General features: G+C 73.4%; 15 protein-coding genes and 1 pseudogene. 9 read left to right on the top strand and 7 right to left on the bottom strand.

The window, feature by feature from the left end; all coding sequences use genetic code 11:
• Positions 1 to 77 precede the first annotated feature (77 nt).
• The 3 genes from IF88_RS45810 to IF88_RS0130380 form a co-directional block, all read right to left on the bottom strand.
• A complete protein-coding gene (locus tag IF88_RS45810) occupies positions 78 to 392 on the bottom strand; it encodes a hypothetical protein (protein ID WP_051837823.1) in 315 nt (104 codons plus the stop codon).
• Positions 393 to 466: 74 nt separating this feature from the next.
• Positions 467 to 1,330: an ABC transporter permease gene (locus IF88_RS0130375; protein WP_030719578.1), complete on the bottom strand. Its 864-nt coding sequence runs from the start codon at positions 1,328 to 1,330 to the stop codon at positions 467 to 469.
• Entirely contained in the window at positions 1,327 to 4,044 is a 2,718-nt protein-coding gene (locus IF88_RS0130380) for an alpha/beta fold hydrolase (protein ID WP_030719581.1), read from the bottom strand. The genes IF88_RS0130375 and IF88_RS0130380 overlap by 4 nt, the downstream gene beginning before the upstream one ends.
• A gap of 151 nt (positions 4,045 to 4,195) precedes the next feature.
• Between IF88_RS0130380 and IF88_RS0130385 the strand changes: the two genes are divergently transcribed.
• The 5 genes from IF88_RS0130385 to IF88_RS0130405 all read left to right on the top strand — a co-directional run bounded on the left by IF88_RS0130385 (position 4,196) and on the right by IF88_RS0130405 (position 8,316).
• Positions 4,196 to 5,731: an ATP-dependent DNA ligase gene (locus IF88_RS0130385; protein WP_030719584.1), complete on the top strand. Its 1,536-nt coding sequence runs from the start codon at positions 4,196 to 4,198 to the stop codon at positions 5,729 to 5,731.
• A gap of 147 nt (positions 5,732 to 5,878) precedes the next feature.
• Positions 5,879 to 6,508, top strand: a complete 630-nt coding sequence (locus tag IF88_RS0130390) for a helix-turn-helix domain-containing protein (RefSeq protein ID WP_030719587.1) — start codon at positions 5,879 to 5,881, stop codon at positions 6,506 to 6,508.
• A gap of 17 nt (positions 6,509 to 6,525) precedes the next feature.
• On the top strand, positions 6,526 to 6,687 hold the full coding sequence (locus IF88_RS46810) for a DUF6126 family protein (protein WP_158754663.1): 162 nt from the start codon (positions 6,526 to 6,528) through the stop codon (positions 6,685 to 6,687).
• Positions 6,688 to 6,757: 70 nt separating this feature from the next.
• Positions 6,758 to 7,840: a dihydrodipicolinate reductase gene (locus tag IF88_RS0130400; protein ID WP_030719589.1), complete on the top strand. Its 1,083-nt coding sequence runs from the start codon at positions 6,758 to 6,760 to the stop codon at positions 7,838 to 7,840.
• Positions 7,837 to 8,316, top strand: coding sequence for a carboxymuconolactone decarboxylase family protein (locus tag IF88_RS0130405; protein ID WP_030719593.1), 480 nt, complete (start codon positions 7,837 to 7,839; stop codon positions 8,314 to 8,316). The genes IF88_RS0130400 and IF88_RS0130405 overlap by 4 nt, the downstream gene beginning before the upstream one ends.
• A gap of 97 nt (positions 8,317 to 8,413) precedes the next feature.
• Here the strand turns inward: IF88_RS0130405 and IF88_RS0130410 are convergent, their stop codons facing one another.
• From IF88_RS0130410 to IF88_RS0130425, 4 genes and pseudogenes are all read right to left on the bottom strand, one after another.
• Positions 8,414 to 10,054 (bottom strand): GMC oxidoreductase, encoded by a 1,641-nt coding sequence (locus tag IF88_RS0130410; protein ID WP_030719603.1) that lies wholly within the window; start codon positions 10,052 to 10,054, stop codon positions 8,414 to 8,416.
• A gap of 87 nt (positions 10,055 to 10,141) precedes the next feature.
• Positions 10,142 to 10,306, bottom strand: a pseudogene (locus IF88_RS49430) (DUF6629 family protein); the annotation flags it as partial.
• Between the two features lie 75 nt (positions 10,307 to 10,381).
• Positions 10,382 to 10,546: a DUF6629 family protein gene (locus tag IF88_RS49435; protein ID WP_324617216.1), complete on the bottom strand. Its 165-nt coding sequence runs from the start codon at positions 10,544 to 10,546 to the stop codon at positions 10,382 to 10,384.
• Positions 10,547 to 10,573: 27 nt separating this feature from the next.
• Complete coding sequence (locus IF88_RS0130425; protein WP_030719606.1) at positions 10,574 to 12,070, bottom strand: MFS transporter; 1,497 nt, start codon at positions 12,068 to 12,070, stop codon at positions 10,574 to 10,576.
• A 187-nt stretch (positions 12,071 to 12,257) separates the two neighbouring features.
• Here IF88_RS0130425 and IF88_RS49170 point away from each other — a divergent pair, with 187 nt between their 5' ends.
• From IF88_RS49170 to IF88_RS42465, 4 genes are all read left to right on the top strand, one after another.
• Entirely contained in the window at positions 12,258 to 15,866 is a 3,609-nt protein-coding gene (locus IF88_RS49170; protein WP_030719607.1) for a S8 family serine peptidase, read from the top strand.
• A gap of 165 nt (positions 15,867 to 16,031) precedes the next feature.
• On the top strand, positions 16,032 to 16,841 hold the full coding sequence (locus IF88_RS0130435) for a serine hydrolase (RefSeq protein ID WP_030719609.1): 810 nt from the start codon (positions 16,032 to 16,034) through the stop codon (positions 16,839 to 16,841).
• A gap of 52 nt (positions 16,842 to 16,893) precedes the next feature.
• Positions 16,894 to 17,412 (top strand): protein-tyrosine phosphatase family protein, encoded by a 519-nt coding sequence (locus tag IF88_RS0130440; protein ID WP_030719611.1) that lies wholly within the window; start codon positions 16,894 to 16,896, stop codon positions 17,410 to 17,412.
• Positions 17,413 to 17,494: 82 nt separating this feature from the next.
• Positions 17,495 to 19,057, top strand: coding sequence for a cytochrome P450 (locus IF88_RS42465; protein WP_158754665.1), 1,563 nt, complete (start codon positions 17,495 to 17,497; stop codon positions 19,055 to 19,057).
• Positions 19,058 to 19,073 lie beyond the last annotated feature (16 nt).

Raw genomic sequence — 19,073 nt, forward strand, 5'->3', positions numbered from 1 at the left:
CAGCCGACACGGCAGCGGCCGACAGCGGTCGCGGGGCACCGCCGGAACCCCCGATCGGCCTCGCGGCGAGCCGGGCTTCAGCCGGCCCCGTGCCGCCTCGCCGCGCGACGGACCTCCTGCACGGCCCCCGGCTGCTCCAGCAGCACGGTGCCGGCGTCCTGCCCCTGATGGTGGACGCGCAGCCGCGGGCCGTCGGCGATCACGCGGAGCTCCGGCCAGGGATGGCGCCACGGCAGGACGGAACGCTCCCACAGCTGCATTCCGTGGGTGGTCAGGCGGAGTTGGTCCTGCGGCTCCCCGTACGCCGTGGGCGGGTTGTGCCCGGCGTGCGGGGGCCGGCCGGTGTAGGTGCCGGTCACCGTCTTCCCGGGCTCCAGGACCGCGTCGCGCACGCCTGCCGACGGCCCATCCGTGCCCCCAGCCGCCGACGCGCCCCGGGAACAGCCGTGCTCCGTACGATACGGCCCTACGACACGATGTCCTTGCGCGAGAATCCCCGGAAGGCAAGGGCGAACAGCACCAGGGCGTACGACACCGACACCACTGTTCCCTTGATCATCCCGCCCCACTCCAGTTGCGGCTGCAAGGCGTCCGCCCACGCGAACTGCCAGTGCGCCGGCAGGAACTCGCGCCAGGACCCGAGCGCGGTCACGGCGTCCAGCACATTGCCGACGATCGTCAGGCCGACCGCCCCGCCCACCGCGCCCAGCGGCGCGTCCGTCCGCGTGGACAGCCAGAACGCCAGCCCCGCCGTCACCAGCTGCGAGACGAAGACGAAGGCCACCGCCAGCGCGAGCCGCGGCACGGTGTCCGCGGTCGCCAGGGCCCCGCCGGCCGGGAGCTTGAGCGGCCCCCACCCGTACGCGGCCGTACCCGCCGCCAGCGCCACCACCGGCAGCAGCACCATCGCCGCCAGGCTGAAGCCCAGCGCCACCACCAGCTTGCTCCACAGCAGCCGCATCCGCGGCACCGGCGAGGCCAGCAGGTAGCGCAGTGAGGACCAGCTCGCCTCCGAGGCCACCGTGTCCCCGCAGAACAGCGCCACCGGCACCACCAGCAGGAACCCGGCCGAGACGAACAGACAGGTCGCGGCGAAGTTCGCGCCCGAGGCCGTGGCCGTGTCGATCAGGGTGACCCGGCCGTTCCCGCCGTCCCGGCTGCCCGGACCGCCGCCCACCGCGAACGCGATCATCAGGATGAACGGAAGCGCGGCCAGCACCCCGCCCATCACCAGCGTCCGCCGCCGGCGCCACTGCCGCAGCGCCTCCACGCGCAGCGGCAGCGTACGGCTCGCCCGGTAACCCGGGGCCACCTCCTGTACGGCGCTCACGCCGGACCTCCGATCAGAGTGAGGAACGCGTCCTCCAGTCGCCGGTGCGGTCCCACTCCGGTGACCGGCACCTCCAGCCGTACGAGTTCGGCGATCAGCCCGGCGGCCGTCGCGCCGTCGAGCCGCACGAGCAGCCCGTCGTCGGCGGCCACCACAGAACCCACTCCCTCCAGCGCCGCCACCTTCTCGAGGCCCACCGCGTCCACCGGCTCCGCCAGCGTCACGAGCAGCGTGTCCCCGCCACCGGTGATCTCGGCGACCTCGCCCGCCGCGACCCGCTGTCCGCGGTCCATGACCACCAGGTGCGTACAGGACTGCTCCACCTCGGACAGCAGGTGGCTGGAGACGATGACCGTCCGTCCGCCGGCGGCGTAGCGGATCATCACGTCCCGCATCTCCCGGATCTGTGGCGGGTCCAGACCGTTCGTCGGCTCGTCGAGGATCAGCAGGTCCGGCATGCCGAGCATGGCCTGAGCGATCGCGAGGCGCTGGCGCATGCCCTGCGAGTACGTGCGCACCGCGCGCTCCAGCGCGTCGCCCAGTCCCGCGATCTCCAGCGCCTCCGCCATGTGCGAGTCCTCGGCCGGGCGGCCAGTGGCCTGCCAGTACAGCTCCAGGTTGGCGCGGCCGGTCAGATGCGGAAGGAATCCCGCGCCCTCCACGAACGCCCCGACCCGCGACAGCACCGGAGCACCGGGCCGCACCGCGTGTCCGAACACCCGGATCTCCCCGGCGTCCGGCGAGATCAGCCCCATCAGCATGCGCAGGGTGGTGGTCTTACCGGCGCCGTTGGGCCCGAGCAGCCCCAGCACCTGGCCCTTCTCCACCCGGAACGACAGGTCCCGCACCGCGTACCGGTCCTGCGCCTTCGCGTACCGCTTCGTCAGTCCGGTGATCTCCAGGGGTACGTCGGCCAGCGCCGGGTCCGGCTGCGCCGGGTCCGGCTGCGCCGGGCCCGGCCGCGTCCCCGCGGTCCCCCGGCCGGTCCTGCGGATCCCGAGCAGCCCCGCGGCCAGCGCCGCCGCGCCCAGCGGCAGCCACCAGGTCCAGGCGGGCAGCCCGGCCGCGGCCGTCCGCACCCCGGGCGCGACGGGAACGGCCAGCGGGCCCTCCACCGCCACCGTGTAGGCGGCGGGCACGGCCGGGGTGGCGTAGCCGAGGTCGGTGGCGGCGACCACGAGCCGCAGCCGGTGCCCGGCGACGGCGGAGTGGTCGATCGCGGGCAGGCTCAGCCGCACGCTCACACCCTGCTGCGCGTTCTCCACCCGCACCGGGGCGACCAGCTGGTTGGGTAGCACCTGCTGCTGCCCGTCGGGCCCCACGTCGTACACCTTGCCGAAGAGCACGGCCGATCCGTCGGCGGCTGTCGACCTCACGTTCAGGGTTACGGTCGGGGTCCCGGTGATCCGTACGTCCTCGGTCAGCGGAGCCGATTCGAACCGGGCGTTCTGCCCGGGGAAGTCCAGGGAGAACCCGGCCCCGAAGGCGGCGAGCTGCCCGCCGATGCCGGGCAGCGAGGACAGGGCCGGAGGCGCGCCGCCCGCCGGATTGGCGAAGGTCTGCTCGCGTCCCGTCAGGGCGAACTGCCGCGGGCCGGAAACCAGCCCGGGGTACGTGTCGCCGCTCGCGCCGCGCAGGGTGACCTCGCCGTCGGTGGAATCGATGCCGCCGGAGCGCGAGACCCGGAAGGCCGGGCCGGTGTCCGCGGCCTCGTCCCCCTTCAGGTGGCGGTCGAACCAGGCCGCCACCCGGTCCTCGACCCGGTCCGCCTCGCGCATGCCGCCGTCGTGCCCGCCGGCCGCCCAGTCCACGGAGACGGGTGCCCCGTTCGCCGCGATGGCCCGGGCCATGGCGTCGGCCTGGTCCAGCGGGAAGAGGGAGTCGTCCTGGCCCTGCACGATGAGGGTCGGCACCTTGATCCGGTCGGCTACGGCCGAGGGGCTCCGCTGCTCCAGCAGGGCGCGCGCCTCGGGGTCGGGCTTCCCGGCCACCGCGACGCGTTCGTACATCGCGCACAGCTCCGGCTGGAAGCGTCCGCAGCCGGGAGCGGCCGACGGGTCCGGCCGCCCGGGACGGGCCTGCTGCATCCCGCCGGACGAGCCGGTGGTGAAGAAGATGCCGGACCACAGCTTCTTGAAGACGCCGTTCGGGAAGAGGGAGTCCGCGAGGTTCCAGTAGGTGATCTGCGGGGCGATCGCGTCCACCCGCCGGTCGTAACCGGCGGCGAGCAGCGAGATCGCCCCGCCGTACGAGGCCCCGGCCACTCCGACGCGCGGATCGCCGTCCGCGTCGAGCCGCACCTCGGGCCGGGCCGCGAGCCAGTCGACGAGCCGCGAGGCGTCCTTGACCTCGTTCTCGGGGTCGTTCAGCCCGATCCGGCCGCCGGAGCTGCCGAAGCCGCGGGCCGACCACGTCATGACGGCGTACCCGTCGCGGGCCAGCCGCTCGGCCTGCCCGCGGACGTCGTCCTTGCTGCCGCCGAAACCGTGCCCGAGGAGTACAGCGGGACGTTTCTCCGCACCGCCGCCCGCAGTGAAGTAGGAGGTGTCGATGGCGGCGCCGGGCATCTCCAGGACCTGGTCCTGGCGGTGCACGGCCGGAGCGTCGCCGGCCGCCGACGCGGCCGTCCAGGTGCCGGCGCCCGCCACGACGGCGAGCGCGGCGGCGCCCGCGAGGAGGCGGTCTCGGCGGCGCCGGGGCATTCGGAGCTTCATATGGGAACCCTAAAGGGCAGGCCCCCGGGCTCCGAGCACCCACAGGCGTAACCCCAGCCCTTCTCAAGGACCATGCCGCGCCGTGGGCGTACCGCACCTGCGGTATGCGCCCCGACCTGCGCGGCAGGTCCCGGGGCGGGAGGATGGCCGCATGCTGCTGGCCGATGTCGCGCGCGTGTCCCGGGAGGTCGCCGGGACCGCCGCCCGCTCCCGCAAGACCGCCCTGCTCGCGGAGCTCTTCGCCGCCGCGCCGCCCGACGAGGCCGGTCTGGTGATCTCCTACCTCTCCGGGCGCCTCCCGCAGGGCCGCCCGGGCATCGGCTGGCGCGCCCTCGCCCAGGAGACCGCACCGGCGCCGGAGCCCACCCTGACCGTCCGCGCCGTCGACGCGGCGGTCTCCGAACTCGCCGCCGTCGCGGGCCCCGGCGCCCAGGCGGAGCGGCGCCGGATCGTCGAGACCCTGCTGGGCGCGGCCACCGACGCCGAGCAGGCGTTCCTGCGCAGCCTGCTGTCCGGCGAGGTCCGCCAGGGCGCGCTGGACGCGGCGGCACTGGAGGGAGTGGCCGCGGCCGCCGGGGTACCGGCCGCCGAACTGCGCCGGGCGGTGATGCTGGACGGCTCGCTGCCCCGGGTGGCGGCCGCGGTACTCGCCGAAGGGGCGCAGGCCCTGCGCGCCGTCATCCTGCGCGTCGGCCGGCCCGTACAGCCGATGCTGGCGGGCACGGCCCCGTCGGTCGCCGAGGCACTGGCCGCACTCGGGCCGTGCGCGGTGGAGGAGAAGCTCGACGGGATCCGCGTGCAGGTCCACCGGGACGGGGACGACGTACGCGTGTACACCCGCTCCCTGGACGAGATCACCGGCCGGCTCCCGGAGGTGGCGGAACTGGCCCGGTCGCTGCCGGGGGAGCGGTTCATCCTCGACGGGGAGGTCATCGGCCGCGCGGCGGACGGCCGGCCCGTCCCCTTCCAGGAGATCGCGAGCCGGGTCGGCTCCCGCGTCGACGTCGAGGCCGCACGGCGCACGCTCCCGGTCGTCCCCTACTTCTTCGACGTCCTGGCCGCGGGCGACGACGTCCTCCTCGACCTCCCGGTCCGGGAGCGGTACGAGGCCCTGGCCGCCCTCGTGCCCGAGAACGCCCGCGTCCGGCGCCTCGCCGTCGAGGATCCGGGCGCGCAGGCGGCCGAGGCGGAGGAGTTCTGGGCCGAGGCCCTGCGCCACGGCCACGAGGGGGTCGTGGTCAAGGCACTGGACTCGGCCTACGCGGCCGGCCGCCGCGGCAGGCACTGGCTGAAGGTGAAGCCGGTGCACACCCTGGACCTGGTGGTCCTCGCCGCCGAATGGGGCCACGGGCGGCGCACCGGACTGCTCTCGAACCTGCACCTGGGGGCTCGGGCCGCCGACGGCACCTACGCCATGCTCGGCAAGACCTTCAAAGGACTCACGGACGAGATGCTGCGCTGGCAGACCGGGGCGCTGCGCGCGCTCGCCACCTCCGACGACGGCTTCACCGTGCGGGTGCGGCCCGAACTGGTGGTGGAGATCGCCTACGACGGGCTGCAGCGCTCCCCGCGCTACCCGGCCGGGGTGGCGCTGCGGTTCGCGCGGGTGCTGAGGCACCGCCCGGACAAGGACGCGGAGCAGGCCGATACCGTGGAGACGGTGCTGGGCGAGGCGGCCGGACCGTAGCCGACGTCCCGCGGGCCGGTATGGCCGCCAAGCGCCCTGGTGGGGGAAGGAGGGCAGCGAGGGCCAGGTCGCGCCGCGACGAGGGGGGAATTTGCCTCAGAGGCAAGACGGATTGCCAGAAAGGCAAAGCTCTGGCTCAATCAGGGCATGAAACCCGGTCCCGCCCCCGGCCCCGAAGACGCGGCCGACGAGCTGCCCGCCGTGGCCCCGCAACTGCGCGAGCTGCGCCGCCGCGCCGGACTCACCCTGGAGGCCGCCGCCACCCGGGCGCGGCTCTCGCCCGCCCACCTGTCCCGCCTGGAGACCGGCCGGCGCCAGCCCTCGCTGCCGCTCCTGCTCGAGCTCGCCCGCACCTACGGTACGACGGTCTCGGAGCTGCTCGGCGAGACCCCGGCCGTCGCCGATCCCATCGTACGGGCCGGCGGTCCCGGCGCCCGCGAGGCCGACGGCTGGACGTACTGGCAGGCGGGCGGCTCCGGCCGCGGCATGCAGGCCCTGCGCGTGCACGTCCCCCACGGCCGCAGCCAGGGCGAGCTGGTCCGCGTACATCCCGGCGAGGAATGGCTGTACGTCCTGGACGGGCGGCTGCGGCTGCACCTGGGGGAGGCCGAGCACCTGCTGGAACCGGGAGACAGCGCGCACTTCGACTCGCTCACCCCGCACCGGATCGGCGCGGCCTCCTCCGGGGGCGCCGACCTGCTGTTCGTCCACACCCTGCTGCAGAGCAGCCTCGCCGGGCTGTGCCTCGGCGGCACCACCACCACGCACCACCGATAGCGGAGGAGCCGTACCCCATGTCCCAAGCCGAGAAGCCCGCGCCCACGACCATCCGGGCACGCTTCGAGTCCAAGTTCCCGCGCGGTCTGATCATCCGGCTGATCGCCTACCTGTTCGTCGGCCACCTCTTCGCTTTCTTCGTCTACCTCCTCTTCGTGCTGGGTGGCCAGAACCAGTAACCCGGCGGGGCGGACGAGTTCGGGCCGCGCGGCTCTGGCAACGTGAGGGCCCTGTGGCTACCCTCCGCGCATGATTTCCACGGTTGTCTGGGGTACCGGCAACGTCGGCCGTCTGGCCATCCGCGCCGTCGAGGCCCATCCCGCGCTGAAACTCTCCGCCGTCATCGTCCACGATCCGGCCAAGGTCGGCCGCGACGCGGGCGAACTCGGCGGCCTCGACCACCTGTTGGGGGTCGCGGCCACCGACGACATCGAGGCCGTCCTGGCCGCCTGCCCCCGGGCCGTGGTGTACGCCGCGTCCGGGGACGTACGGCCCGACGAGGCCCTCGCCGACATCACCCGGGCCATCAGGTCCGGCGCCGTCGTCGTCAGCCCCGCCCTCTATCCGCTCTACGACCACCGCGGCGCCCCACCGGAGTTCCGCGATCCGGTACTCGCCGCCATCGCGGAGGGCGGCGGCTCGCTGTTCGCCTCCGGAGTCGACCCCGGCTGGGGCAACGACGTGCTCCCGCTCCTGCTCAGCGGACTCGGCACCACCATCGACGTCATCCGCTGCCAGGAGATCTTCGACTACTCCACCTACGACCAGCCGGACTCCGTCCGCCACCTCGTGGGCATGGGCCACCCCATGGACCACGAGCCGATGATGCTCATGCCCTCGATCCCGACCATGGTGTGGGGCGGGCAGATACGGATGATGGCCCGGGCCCTCGGCGTCGAACTCGACGAGATCCGCGAAACGTCGGAGCGCCGCGCCCTCGACACCACCGTGACCACCCGCACCATGGGCGCCTTCGAGGCCGGCACCCAGGGTGCCATTCGCTTCGAGGTACAGGGCATCGTCGAGGGCGAGCCCCGCATCGTCATCGAGCACGTCACCCGCATCCACGCCTCGTGCGCCCCGGACTGGCCCACGCCGCCCGACGGCGGCGACGGCGCCCACCGGGTCGTCATCGAGGGTCGGCCGCGCATCGAGGTCACCGTCGAGGCCACCGACGAGGGAGACAACCGCTCGGCCGGCGGCAACGCCACCGCCGTCGGCCGCCTCGTCGGCGCCATCGACTGGCTCACCGAGGCGGAGCCCGGACTCTACGACGCCCTCGACGTCCCGCTGCGCCCCGCCACCGGCAGACTCGGAAGGAAAAAGTCATGAGGATCGACATCCCCGAAGGCCAGCACCCGATCGAGTACGTGTGGGGCGACATGGTCCCCGGCATCGGCATGGCCGCCGCGAACTTCTCCCTGTCGGTGTACGCCCACACCACCCTGGGCCTGCGCGAGTTCGAGGCGGCCCGGCTGCGCGTCGCGCAGATCAACGGGTGCGTCTTCTGCCTCGACTGGCGCACCGAGCGGGACGGGGAGAAGGTCGAGGAGGAGTTCTCCGAGGACGTCACCGAGTGGCGCACCACCGACCGCTTCGACGAGCGCACCCGGCTGGCGGCGGAGTACGCCGAGCGGTACACCCTGGACCACCACGGCCTCGACGACGAGTTCTGGGACCGGATGACCGCGCACTACAGCCAGTTGGAGATCGTGGAGCTGACGATGAGCATCGGGTCCTGGCTGGCCTTCGGCCGGCTCAACCACGTGCTCGGCCTCGACAGCGTGTGCGTGCTGCCCGGCCACTGAGCGGAGCCGCGCCGCTGCGAGCGGCGCGGAACGGGGTGTGACAAGGGGCCGTTCGGTGCATCCGAACGGCCCCGGCCGCTGGGGGGAGGACGCGGCCCTACGGGAGGTCGGTTGCGATGATCTTCTCGATGTTGCGCTCGGCGAGTGCCGTGATGGTGACGAACGGGTTGACGCTGGCGTTTCCGGGGATCAGCGCTCCGTCGATCACGTACAGGCCGGTGTAGCCGTGCAGGCGTCCGTAGTTGTCGGTGGCCTTGTTCAGGACGGCGCCGCCGAGCGGGTGGTAGGTGAGGGTGTCGTTCCAGATCTTGTTGCCGCCGAACAGGTCGGTCCGGTAGATCGTCCCCTCCTTCGAGTTGATCTTGTCGAAGATTGTCTTGGCCATGCTGATGGACGGTTGCTTCCAGGCGGTCTGCCAGCTCAGGTCGGCCGTGCCCGTCGCGGCGTTCCAGTTGAACTCGCCGCGGTTCGGGTTCTTCGTGATCGACAGGTAGAAGGAGGCGTAGGTCTCGATTCCGGTGGGGAGCGGTGCGACCTCGGCGAAGGCGCCGCCGGCGTCCCAGTTGTCGATGCCGGAGCAGGGGATGGTCGACTGGAGCTTGCCGGTCGGATCCCACATGTGGTTGGCGCGGCCGCACATGACGTTGCCGTTCTCGCCCCAGCCCTTGCCGACCTCGTTGTTGAGGTTCGGCAGCGCCCCGGTGGCCTTCAGCTTGACCAGGAGCTTGCTGGTGCCGACGCTGCCGGCCGCGAAGAACACCCGGTCCGCCGTCACCGTCTTGGTGGCCACGGTGTCGCCGGTGGTGTTGATCTGGTCGATGGCGACCGTGTAGCCGCCGCCCGCGGCGGGGGAGACCGAAGTGACCTTGTGCAGCGCCGAGATGGTGACCTTGCCGGTCGCTCTGGCCTGGGCGAGGTACGTCTGCACCAGCGACTTCTTGCCGTGGTTGTTGCCGTAGAGGATCTCGCCGGCCAAGGCGGACTTGGTGGCGGTGCCGGCGGCCTCCTGCTTCATGTAGTCCCAGTCGTACACGTCGGGTACGAAGGTCCAGGCGAATCCGGAGCGCTGGGCGTGCTTGCGGCCGACGCGGGAGAACTGGTAGCAGTCCGCCGTGTCGAACCACGCAGGGTCGATCATGCCGACCCCGAGACCGGCGTTGGCCCGGGGGTAGTAGGTCGCGTACATCTCGTCGGCGTCCACCGACGGGAGGACGGCGGCGAAGTTGGCGCGCTTGGGCGTGACCGCCATGCCTCCGTTGACCAGCGAACCGCCGCCCACGCCGCGGCCCTGGTAGACCGTGATGCCGGCGAAATCCTCGGCGTCGAGGATTCCGGTGTACTTGGGGACGTCCTTGTCGATCGGGAAGCCGAGGAAGTTGCTGAGCGGAGCCTTGGTCCGGGTGCGGAGCCAGAAGGACCGGTAGTCCGGACTGGTCACCTTCGGGAAGATCTTCCCGTCCGAGCCGGGGGTGTCCCAGGACATGCCCATCTCGATCATCTGCACGTCCACGCCGGCCTGCGCGAGGCGCAGCGCCGCGACGGAGCCGCCGTATCCGGTGCCGATGACCAGGGCCGGTACGCGGGCGCCGTCGGCGATCGGGGTGGCCGGGGGAGCGGCTTGGGCCGGGGTGATGTGGCCCGCCAGGGCCACCGCTCCCAAAATAGAACCAGTTCTACCGATGAATCCACGACGGGTGATTCCCTTGGGGCCTCTTACGGTCAGGGTTTTGTCATCCATGTGACGTTCCTCACTCTCGGTGGAATGGGAACGAGTTCTACTGCCGCGTGCATGTGAAGTCACTACATACGTCTAGGTAACTTTCGGTCAGCGTGTGGCGGAGTGGGGAGGTTTCCGGCGCCGGAGCCGGCCCGGGACGAGCATGGACGCGACCGCGGCGAAGGCGTACCAGGTGGAGGCGAATTCCAGCCGCCACAGCGCTGAGCAGGCCAGCGCCCCGGCGGCCAGCACCACGCCGAGGGTCCGCAGCCGCCGGTCGGGCGAGCGGCAGGGCGCCGAGCGTGGCGAACAGGTAGCCCGTCAGGACGAGCGGCATCCACGGAACATTCACGCCGTAGCCGATGGTGCGGCCACCAGCTGGTGCGCGCCCAGCAGCAGAGGCGGCGCGGCGATCGGCAGATCGCGGACCCGCCGCACGTGGGCCACGCACACGACTCCGACGGCGGCGACGACCGTGCCCGCCACCAGATCGGCCGTAGCGCTCCAGCACACGGGGACCAGCCGGACCCGAACCGGAACTCAGCCAAGTCCCCGCTTCCCCTCCCGCGGGGCTTCGAGCGGCGGGGCCGTCACCGCGCAGTACGTATGGCACTCCGGGTGGCACGCCTCGGTGCGCGCGGGGGAGCGTACGGTCGCCCAGGACACGGCGGCGCCGGCCACGAACGCCCCGGTGCACCACAGCATGGCCCGCCCGAAAGCGGCGTCGAACTGGGTCGCCGAGCGGTACGACTCCGGCCCCATTCCGGACAGCAGCGGCAGCGCCGCCACCGCGAGCAGTCCGGCGACGCGCGCCGCCGCGTTGTTGATGCCGCTGGCCAGGCCCGCCCGGCCGGGATCCACCGAGGCCAGCACGGTCGACGTCAGCGGGGCCACCAGGGCCACCAGGCCCATGCCCATCACGGCCATCGCGGGCAGCACGTCCCGTACGTACGAGGCCGCGGGCCCTACCCGCAGCATCAGCAGCGTCCCGGCCGCGCACAGCAGCGGCCCCACCGTGAGCGGGATGCGCGGTCCGATCCGTTCCCCGAGTTCACCCGAGCGGGCCGACAGGAGCAGCATCAGGAGGGTCGTCGGCAGCATCGCGGCGCCGGCGGCCAGTGCCGAGTACCCGGACACCACCTGGAGCTGGAGCACCGCGAGGAAGAAGAACCCGCCGATGGCCCCGTACACGCACAGGGTGACGAGGTTGACCGCGGTGAACTGCCGGGACGCGAAGATGTCCGGCGGCACCATCGGGTCGGACCGCCGCCGCTCCACGTAGACGAAGGCGACGGCCAGCAGGACCCCGAGCACCGCCGCGACGGTCACCGCCGCCGTTCCCGACCGGGCTTCGATCAGCGCGTAGGTGACCAGCCCCAGGCCCGTCGCACCGAGTACCGCCCCGGCCACGTCGAACCGCCCGTGCGCGTGCGGGTCCCGCGATTCCGGTACGTGCCGCAGTGCGACCGGCACGCACACCGCGGCCAACGGCACATTCAGCAGGAACACCCACCGCCAGCCCGGCCCGTCCACCAGCCAGCCGCCGAGGAACGGTCCCACGGCCGCGCCCACCCCGCCGAACCCCGACCACAGGCCGATCGCCCGCCCCCGGTCCTCGGCCCGGATCGACGCCTGGATCAGGGCCAGGGAGCCGGGCGCCAGCAGCGCCCCGCCGATGCCCTGCAGGGCCCGGGCGGCGATCAGCACCCCGGCGTTCGGCGCGATCCCGCACAGCAGCGAGCCCAGCGCGAACCACGCCACGCCCAGGACGAAGATCCGGCGCCGCCCGAACCGGTCGCTCAGTGACCCGCCGACCAGGATCAGCCCGGCCAGGGTCAGCAGATAGGCGTTCACCGTCCACTGGAGCACCGCCAGATCCGCGTCGAGGTCCTCCCCGATGCGCGGCAGGGCCACGTTCACCACGGTCCCGTCCAGCATGGCCATGGTCGACCCGAGCACCGTGGTCAGCAGGATCCACCGGCCGCGCGCGGACGCGATCGGGACACCGGCTCCGGACGGCTCGGCGGGCGCAGTCATGTCTTCAGGCTGGCCCGCGCGGCCGGGAAGGGCCACCGGGAGGGCTTCGTCGGCCGTGGCCGGGGACGGCTCGATCCGGCTCAATAGGCACTCTTGTAATGAACATGACCTCTCCTTCACCATGGCCCGCGCACGTCACGCGCACCCTTCCCGCACAACCCGCACACGGCGTACGAGGAGACAACACGTGGCCCAACGCGACAACCGGTCCTCACGAGCCTTAAGGCCCACAAGGCCGACAAGGCCCGCGCGGTCCTTACGCGCGGCGCTCGCCGCCCTCACCTCGGTCCTGCTCCTCCCGCTCGGCGCGGGCGTCGCCGCGGCGGCCCAGGACCCCGGTCCCGGCGCGCCGAGCGCGGCCGAGCGCAAGATCGAACCCAAGCTCCGCGCCCAGCTCGACGGCTCGGCCAAGGCCGTCTTCTGGGTGTACCTCGACAGTGCCGCCGACCTGACCGCCGCGGGGAAGCAGCAGACCCGCGCCGCCAAGGCCGAAACGGTTCTGCGGACCAAGAGGGACCACGCCGCGCGCAGCCAGGCCGGGATCGTCAAGGCTCTGGAAGGCGCCCAGGCCGAGTACACCTCGTACTGGATCGTGAACGCCGTCCGCGTCGTCGGCAGCGAGAAGCTCGCCGGGGCCCTGGCGCAGCGTCCCGAGGTCGCGCGGATCGACGCCGACGACAAGGTCGAGCTCCCCAGGCCCGCCGAGGGCAAGCGGGAGAAGGCCGCCGCCGACGCCGTCGAGTGGAACATCGACCGGATCAAGGCCCCGCAGGTCTGGGACCAGCTCGGTGTCCGCGGGGAGGGCATCGTCGTCGCCAACATCGACAGCGGCGTGGACTACACGCACCCGGCCGTGAACAACCAGTACCGCGGCAAGAGGGCGGACGGTTCGTACGACCACGCCTACAACTGGTTCGACCCGGCGGGCGTCTGCTCCACCGCGGCCCCCTGCGACAACAACGACCACGGCACCCACACGATGGGCACCATGGTCGGCGATGACGGCGGCGCCAACAAGATCGGCGTGGCCCCCGGCGCCAAGTGGATCGCGGCCAAGGGCTGCGAGTCCAACTCCTGCTCCGAGGCCTCCCTGCTCGCCTCCGGCCAGTGGATCGTGGCTCCGACCGACCTGAACGGCCAGAACCCCCGGCCCGACCTCGCCCCGCACATCGTCAACAACTCCTGGGGCGGGAGCGGCGGCGACACCTGGTACCAGGAGATCGTCAACACCTGGCGGGCCGCCGGCATCTTCCCGGCCTTCTCCAACGGCAACGCCGGCCCGGGCTGCTCCACCAGCGGCTCCCCGGGTGACTACGCGAGCTCCTACAGCTCCGGCGCCTTCGACATCAACAACGCGATCGCGTCCTTCTCCTCGCGCGGCGCGGGCCCCGGCGGCATCATCAAGCCGAACATCGCCGCCCCGGGCGTGAACGTCCGCTCCTCCGTCCCCGGCGGCGGGTACGAGGCCTTCTCCGGCACCTCCATGGCCTCCCCGCACACCGCGGCCGCCGTGGCCCTTCTCTGGTCCGCCGCGCCCACCCTCGAAGGTGACGTCGCGCAGACCGAATCGCTCCTGGACGGCACCGCCCAGGACACCGACAGCAGCCAGTGCGGCGGCACGCCCGCCGACAACAACGTCTTCGGCGAGGGCAAGCTCGACGTCCTCGCAGCTGTGAACGCCGCCCCGCGCGGGGCGATCGGCGCCCTCGGCGGCGTCGTGCGCTCCGGTGGCCAGCCGCTCGCGGGCGTGAGGATCACGGCCGACGGCCCGATCGACCGCACCGCGACCACGGCCGCCGACGGCAGCTACGCCTTCCCGTCCCTCTCGGTGGGCGACTACACGCTGACCGCCGCCAAGTTCGGCTACGGGCAGCAGACCGCGACGGCCACGGTGACCGAGAGCGCCACCGCCACCGGCGACTTCACCCTCACCCAGGCACCCTCCGGCAAGCTCACCGGCACCGTCTCCTCGGCCGCCGGACCCGCCGCCGGCGCCTCCGTCGCCGTCGCGGACACCCCGGTGACCGCGACCGCCGACGCGCAGGGCCGCTTCGAGGTCACCCTGCCGCACGGCACGTACGACGTGACCGCCACCCACGCCTCCCGCTGTGTCACCGGCGGCACCGCGAAGGTCACCGTCACCGGCGACGCCACCGTCGCCGTGAACCTCCCCGAACGCACCGACGGATACGGCTACGCCTGCGCCACCGCCGGCGACCGCCCGTACGCCGAGGGGAGCCGGCAGCTCGCGCTGACGGGCGACAACACCACCGAGCGCGTCGACCTGCCGTTCCCGCTGCCGCTGTACGGCAAGACGTACGGCCAGGCCTGGATCGGCACGAACGGCACGGTCAGCTTCGGCGGCAACAACACCGGTGACATCAACGGGGACATCCCGAGCACGGCCACGCCCAACGCGGCCCTGTACCCGTTCTGGGACGACCTGGTCGTCGGCGCGGCGGGCAGCGGCTCGGGCGTCTTCACCGGCGTCACCGGCACCGCCCCGCACCGCAGTTACGTGATCGAGTGGCGGCAGGTGTCCCACTGGTCCGCGCAGGCCGACAAGTTCTCCTTCTCGGCGGCGATCGGCGAGGACGGCACCGTCTCGTACTCCTACAAGGGGACCGGCGGCACCGGCATCAAGGGCGGCTCCACGGCCACGGTCGGCGTCGAGAACGCGGCCGGCACCGACGCCTTCAAGTACTCCTTCAACACCGCGGTCATCACGGACGGCCTGTCCATCGCCTTCCGGACCACCAAGAGCGGTGTGGTGGCGGGCCGGGTGCTCGACGCCAACGACGGCAACGGCGTGGCGGGCGCCACGGTCACCGTCGGCACCGGCGACACAGCGGTGTCGGCGACCACGGCGGCAGACGGCGGATACGTCGTCCAGAGCCCGTCGGGCTCGCTCCCCGTCTCGCTGGCGGCGCCCCAGTACGAGTCCGCCACGGCCACGGTGAACGTCAAGGCCGCCGACGTCACGGCGGTGACGCAGTCCCTGCGCACCGGCAAGGTGACGGCGTCCAAGCCGTCCGTGGAGATCGTGCTCCCGGCGAACCAGAAGCGGACGCGGACCCTGGACCTGACCAACCCCGGCCTCGGCACCGCGTTCACGGTCTCCGAGGACGCGGCCTGGCTGACGGCCACGCCGGCCGGCGGTGACCTCCCGACGGGCGGGAAGATCCCGCTCACCCTGTCGGTGGACACCACCGGGCTCACCCCCGGGACGGTCCTCACCGCGGACCTGAAGATCACCTCGGCGAGCGGCCGGACCCCGGTCCTCACCATTCCCGTCAAGGCCGTCGTCCCGCGCTACCAGGTCTCCCTGGACGCGGGGTCCACCGGCGCGAGCACGGACAGCCTGGGTGACGCCTGGTCCCCGGACCGCAAGTACACGGCCGGCTCGTACGGCTACCAGGGCAACGGCTCGGTGGAGACCACCAGCCGCACCATCGCGGGCACGGACGAGCAGCGGCTCTTCCGCAACGCCCGTGAGGGCATGTACGAGTACCGCTTCGACAACGTGCCGAACGGCACCTACACGGTAGAGCTGGGCTTCGCGGAGCTCTCCTCCACCAAGCCCAACAAGCGCGTCTTCGACGTCCTGGCCGAGGGCACCCAGGTCCTGCCCTCCCTGGACATCTCCCTGGAGGCGGGCACGTACAAGGCCCTGACCCGGCAGTACACGGTCACGGTCACGGACGGGGTCCTCAACATCCGCTTCGTCACGCACAGCGGATTCGGCAAGCCCCTGCTGAACAGCCTGCGCGTGACCGACCGCCCGGACAAGAGCTGACGCTCTGAGGGGCGGGGCGCTCACGGGCGCCCCGGCCCTTCGCGTCCCCCGCCCCCTTCGCGTTCCCCGCCCCCTTCGCGTCCCCCGCCCCATTCGGGTGGCGGGGGACGCGAATGCGCCACGACGTGCCGGGAGGCCGGGCCCGGCTCGATAACGTGAGGGACCATGACGCTCCTGAGCGACCAGGCAGACGACATCCGGGCTCTCGTCGAGTCCGCCGACCCCGGGGCGGTCTGGGCCGTCGGCGGCGCCGAAGGCGTCCACGCGGGCTCCGACTCCGCGGGCGCGGACCCCGCGAACACGAGCGCCGGGGACACGGGCACGGGGGACACGAGCACGGGGGACACGGGCTTCGACGTCGGCGGCCTCACCGCCGTCCTCGCGCTGTGGCCGGTCGTGGGGAGCCTCGTCGACGAGGGTGCGATCCACTTGCACACCCCGCTCACCGTCTACGGGGACGCGGCCGCCGCCGGCGCCCCCGCCGGGACCACCGCCCACCACCTGCTCACCCGCCCCGGGGGGACCGCCCTCCTCACCCGCCTCGCCGAACACGTCTGCGGCAGCCCCCTCGCCGACCTCGCGGCCACCCGGGTCTGGCACCCCCTCGGCATGGCCGGGACCCGGTTCGCCGACGGCACCCTGCGCGCGCCCCTCGCCGACCTCGTCCGCTTCCTGCGCCGCCTCCTCGCCCCGGCGGACACCGACGGCCCCCCGGAGGCCGCCCGCGGCATCACCCGCGCCTGGACCAGCGAGTCCCTCCGCATCCGCACCGGCGAACTCACCCCCGCCCGTGGCCTCCTCTGGCACCCCGCCCCGCACGGCGTCTGGGCCCACCACGCCCCGCAGGACGGCGGCCCCGCGCTGTGGGTCTCCCCGCGCCACGGCCGCTGGGCGGTCCTCCTGCCGAACGGAGGCCACAGCCCGCTGCGCACCACCTTCCGTGAGGCCGTCTTCGCCCCAACTCCACCCAGCTGACGCCCGGTTGTATGCGATGCTGGGTGCCGCCCCACCAGGAGGTCCCGGCTACATGAAGAAGACCGGTCAGAGCGACCGCGACGTGCCTGGGCCACCGCCCACTCCGTGGGACGAGATCGCGCCCGGCCTGTGGATGGGCGGGCACTACTGGACCGACCCGGCGGGGGAGCTGCGCCCCGCCGTGGTGTCCGACGAGTTCGACCTCGTGATCAGCCTCTTCAGCCGCACCGGGCACGGCCCCGGCCCGTGCGCCGAGCACGTCGTGGAGCAGATGCCCGACGCCGAACTCACCGCAGCCCAGCTCCACACCGTCCGGCGCCTCGCGCGCACGGCCGGCCTCGCCCTCGACAGCGGACTCACCACACTGGTCCGCTGCCACTCGGGCTACAACCGGTCCGGCCTCGTCGTCGCCCAGTGCCTCGTCGACCGGGGCCTGCCACCCGCCGAGGCCATCGCGCTCGTACGCCGCCACCGCTCCCCGTGGGCCCTGCACAACGAGACCTTCACCTCGTACCTCACCGCCGGACTCGACACCGCGGCACTGCTCGTCGGGCTGGACCCCCTGGCGTAGTCGGGGCGCGGAGTGCGCAGGTGGGACGTACGGTGATGCCGACGTCACCGACCGTTGTCGGTCCGGCTGCGGAGGTACACGGATGCGTACGGTCCAAGGGGTGGCCCTGGACGGGCTCAAGGCCCGGGTTCGGGCCCTCGCGGAGCGGACCGGGCTGCCGGTGCGCTCTGCTCCCGGCGCCGTCGGGGTGGCCGGTGGGTCCGCCCGGCGCCGCACCGAGCGCGTCGGTCGGTCGCCCCGGGGCGGGACCCCGCTCGCGGACCGGGGGCCGGCCGGGACGGGGCCCGGCGCGGTAACCGCCGACCGGCGGACATCCGTAAAGGAATCGTTTCGGCATCCGGCCGCCGCCGCCTCCTCCGCCGCGGCCTCCGCCCCCGTCACCCTCGGTGCCCTCCGCTCCCTCCTGCACGGCCTCGCCCCCGCCCGCCCCCGCCGCCGCCCCGGCGAGGTGCGCGCCTCCGCCGCCGCGCTGCGCGCCCTGCGCGCCCGGCACGGCGACGCCCCCGCCCTCGTACGCACCCGCTCCGGCCGGACGGTCCTCGTCCTCCTCGACCCGCAGGACCTGCGCCGGTTCTACGAGGAACCCGTCAGTATCCTCGCGGCCGACCCGCCGGCGAAGTGCCGGGGGCTGGACGTGGCGGAACCCGTCGGCACCGGCTGCTCGCGCGCCGAACTGCGCACGGAACGGCGGCAGGTCAGCGCCGAGGTACTGGCCGCGGGCCTGCCCGTGCACCCCTCCTGCGGGCCCTACCTGGCGGCCGTCGCCGAAGAAGCCCGGCATCTGACCGCCACCGGCACCCTCGACCTCGCCCGCGCCCGGCACGCCGTGAACCGGGCCGCCCGGCGGATCGTGCTCGGCGACGCCGCCGCAGCGGACGAGGAGCTCGCCGGCTGGCTCACCCAACTGCGCGCCGAGGGCAAGGGCCTGCGCGGCGGCCGCGTGCGCACCGCCCGCTCGGTGCGGGACAAGGCCCATGCCCGCATCCAGGAGTACGCCCGCCACGCCGACGGCGGCACCCTCGTCGGGCGGGCCGCCCGCCACGCCGACCCCACCGGCACCCTGGACCCCGTCGGCGAGGCCGAGCACTGGCTGCTGGCCATGGGCGCCGTCCCCGAGACACTGCTGCGCACCCTGCTGCTGCTCGGCGCGCACCCCGCGGAGCAGGACGCGGCCGCGGCGGAGGCGGCCGCCGAGACCGCCGCCGGCCCCGGCCGGGGCGAACTGCCCCGGCTGCGGGCCTGCGTACGGGAGTCCCTGCGGCTGTACCCGGTGGTGCCCGACCTGATCCGCGTCACCCGGGCCGAGACCGAATGGCGGGGCGTGCGCTACCCGGCCGGCACATCGGTGCTGCTGCCGGCCGCGTTCCACCAGCGCGACCCCGAACGGGTACCGGCCGCGCACGTGTTCGTGCCGGGCCGGTGGAAGAACCCGCGCGCGGACCAGGACATCCGGATGGCGCCCTTCAGCCATGGCGGCGGCCGCTGCCCGGGCGACCAGCTCGGCCTGATGATCACGGCCGCGCTCTGCGCCGAGGTGCTGCGGGGCCATCGGGTCCGGTCCACCCGGCCGGTCCTGGACCCGGTGGGACCGCTGCCGACGACGCTCGACCCGCACGGCATCCGGCTCACCCTCACCCGCCGCTGACGGCGCACGCACCCTA

It is taken from the genome of Streptomyces sp. NRRL F-2580 (assembly GCF_000720115.1).
In the GTDB taxonomy this organism is placed as follows: Bacteria; Actinomycetota; Actinomycetes; order Streptomycetales; family Streptomycetaceae; genus Streptomyces.

What these genes read in the sequence shown, in the direction of transcription:
- IF88_RS0130385 (WP_030719584.1), top strand. Translation starts at nt 4,196, where the DNA reads ATGCTGCTGGCCGATGTCGCGCGCGTGTCCCGGGAGGTCGCCGGGACC.
- IF88_RS0130435 (WP_030719609.1), top strand. Translation starts at nt 16,032, where the DNA reads ATGACGCTCCTGAGCGACCAGGCAGACGACATCCGGGCTCTCGTCGAG.
- IF88_RS0130400 (WP_030719589.1), top strand. Translation starts at nt 6,758, where the DNA reads ATGATTTCCACGGTTGTCTGGGGTACCGGCAACGTCGGCCGTCTGGCC.
- IF88_RS0130405 (WP_030719593.1), top strand. Translation starts at nt 7,837, where the DNA reads ATGAGGATCGACATCCCCGAAGGCCAGCACCCGATCGAGTACGTGTGG.
- IF88_RS42465 (WP_158754665.1), top strand. Translation starts at nt 17,495, where the DNA reads ATGCGTACGGTCCAAGGGGTGGCCCTGGACGGGCTCAAGGCCCGGGTT.
- IF88_RS0130440 (WP_030719611.1), top strand. Translation starts at nt 16,894, where the DNA reads ATGAAGAAGACCGGTCAGAGCGACCGCGACGTGCCTGGGCCACCGCCC.
- IF88_RS46810 (WP_158754663.1), top strand. Translation starts at nt 6,526, where the DNA reads ATGTCCCAAGCCGAGAAGCCCGCGCCCACGACCATCCGGGCACGCTTC.
- IF88_RS0130425 (WP_030719606.1), bottom strand. Translation starts at nt 12,070, where the DNA reads ATGACTGCGCCCGCCGAGCCGTCCGGAGCCGGTGTCCCGATCGCGTCC.
- IF88_RS0130390 (WP_030719587.1), top strand. Translation starts at nt 5,879, where the DNA reads ATGAAACCCGGTCCCGCCCCCGGCCCCGAAGACGCGGCCGACGAGCTG.
- IF88_RS0130380 (WP_030719581.1), bottom strand. Translation starts at nt 4,044, where the DNA reads ATGAAGCTCCGAATGCCCCGGCGCCGCCGAGACCGCCTCCTCGCGGGC.
- IF88_RS0130410 (WP_030719603.1), bottom strand. Translation starts at nt 10,054, where the DNA reads ATGGATGACAAAACCCTGACCGTAAGAGGCCCCAAGGGAATCACCCGT.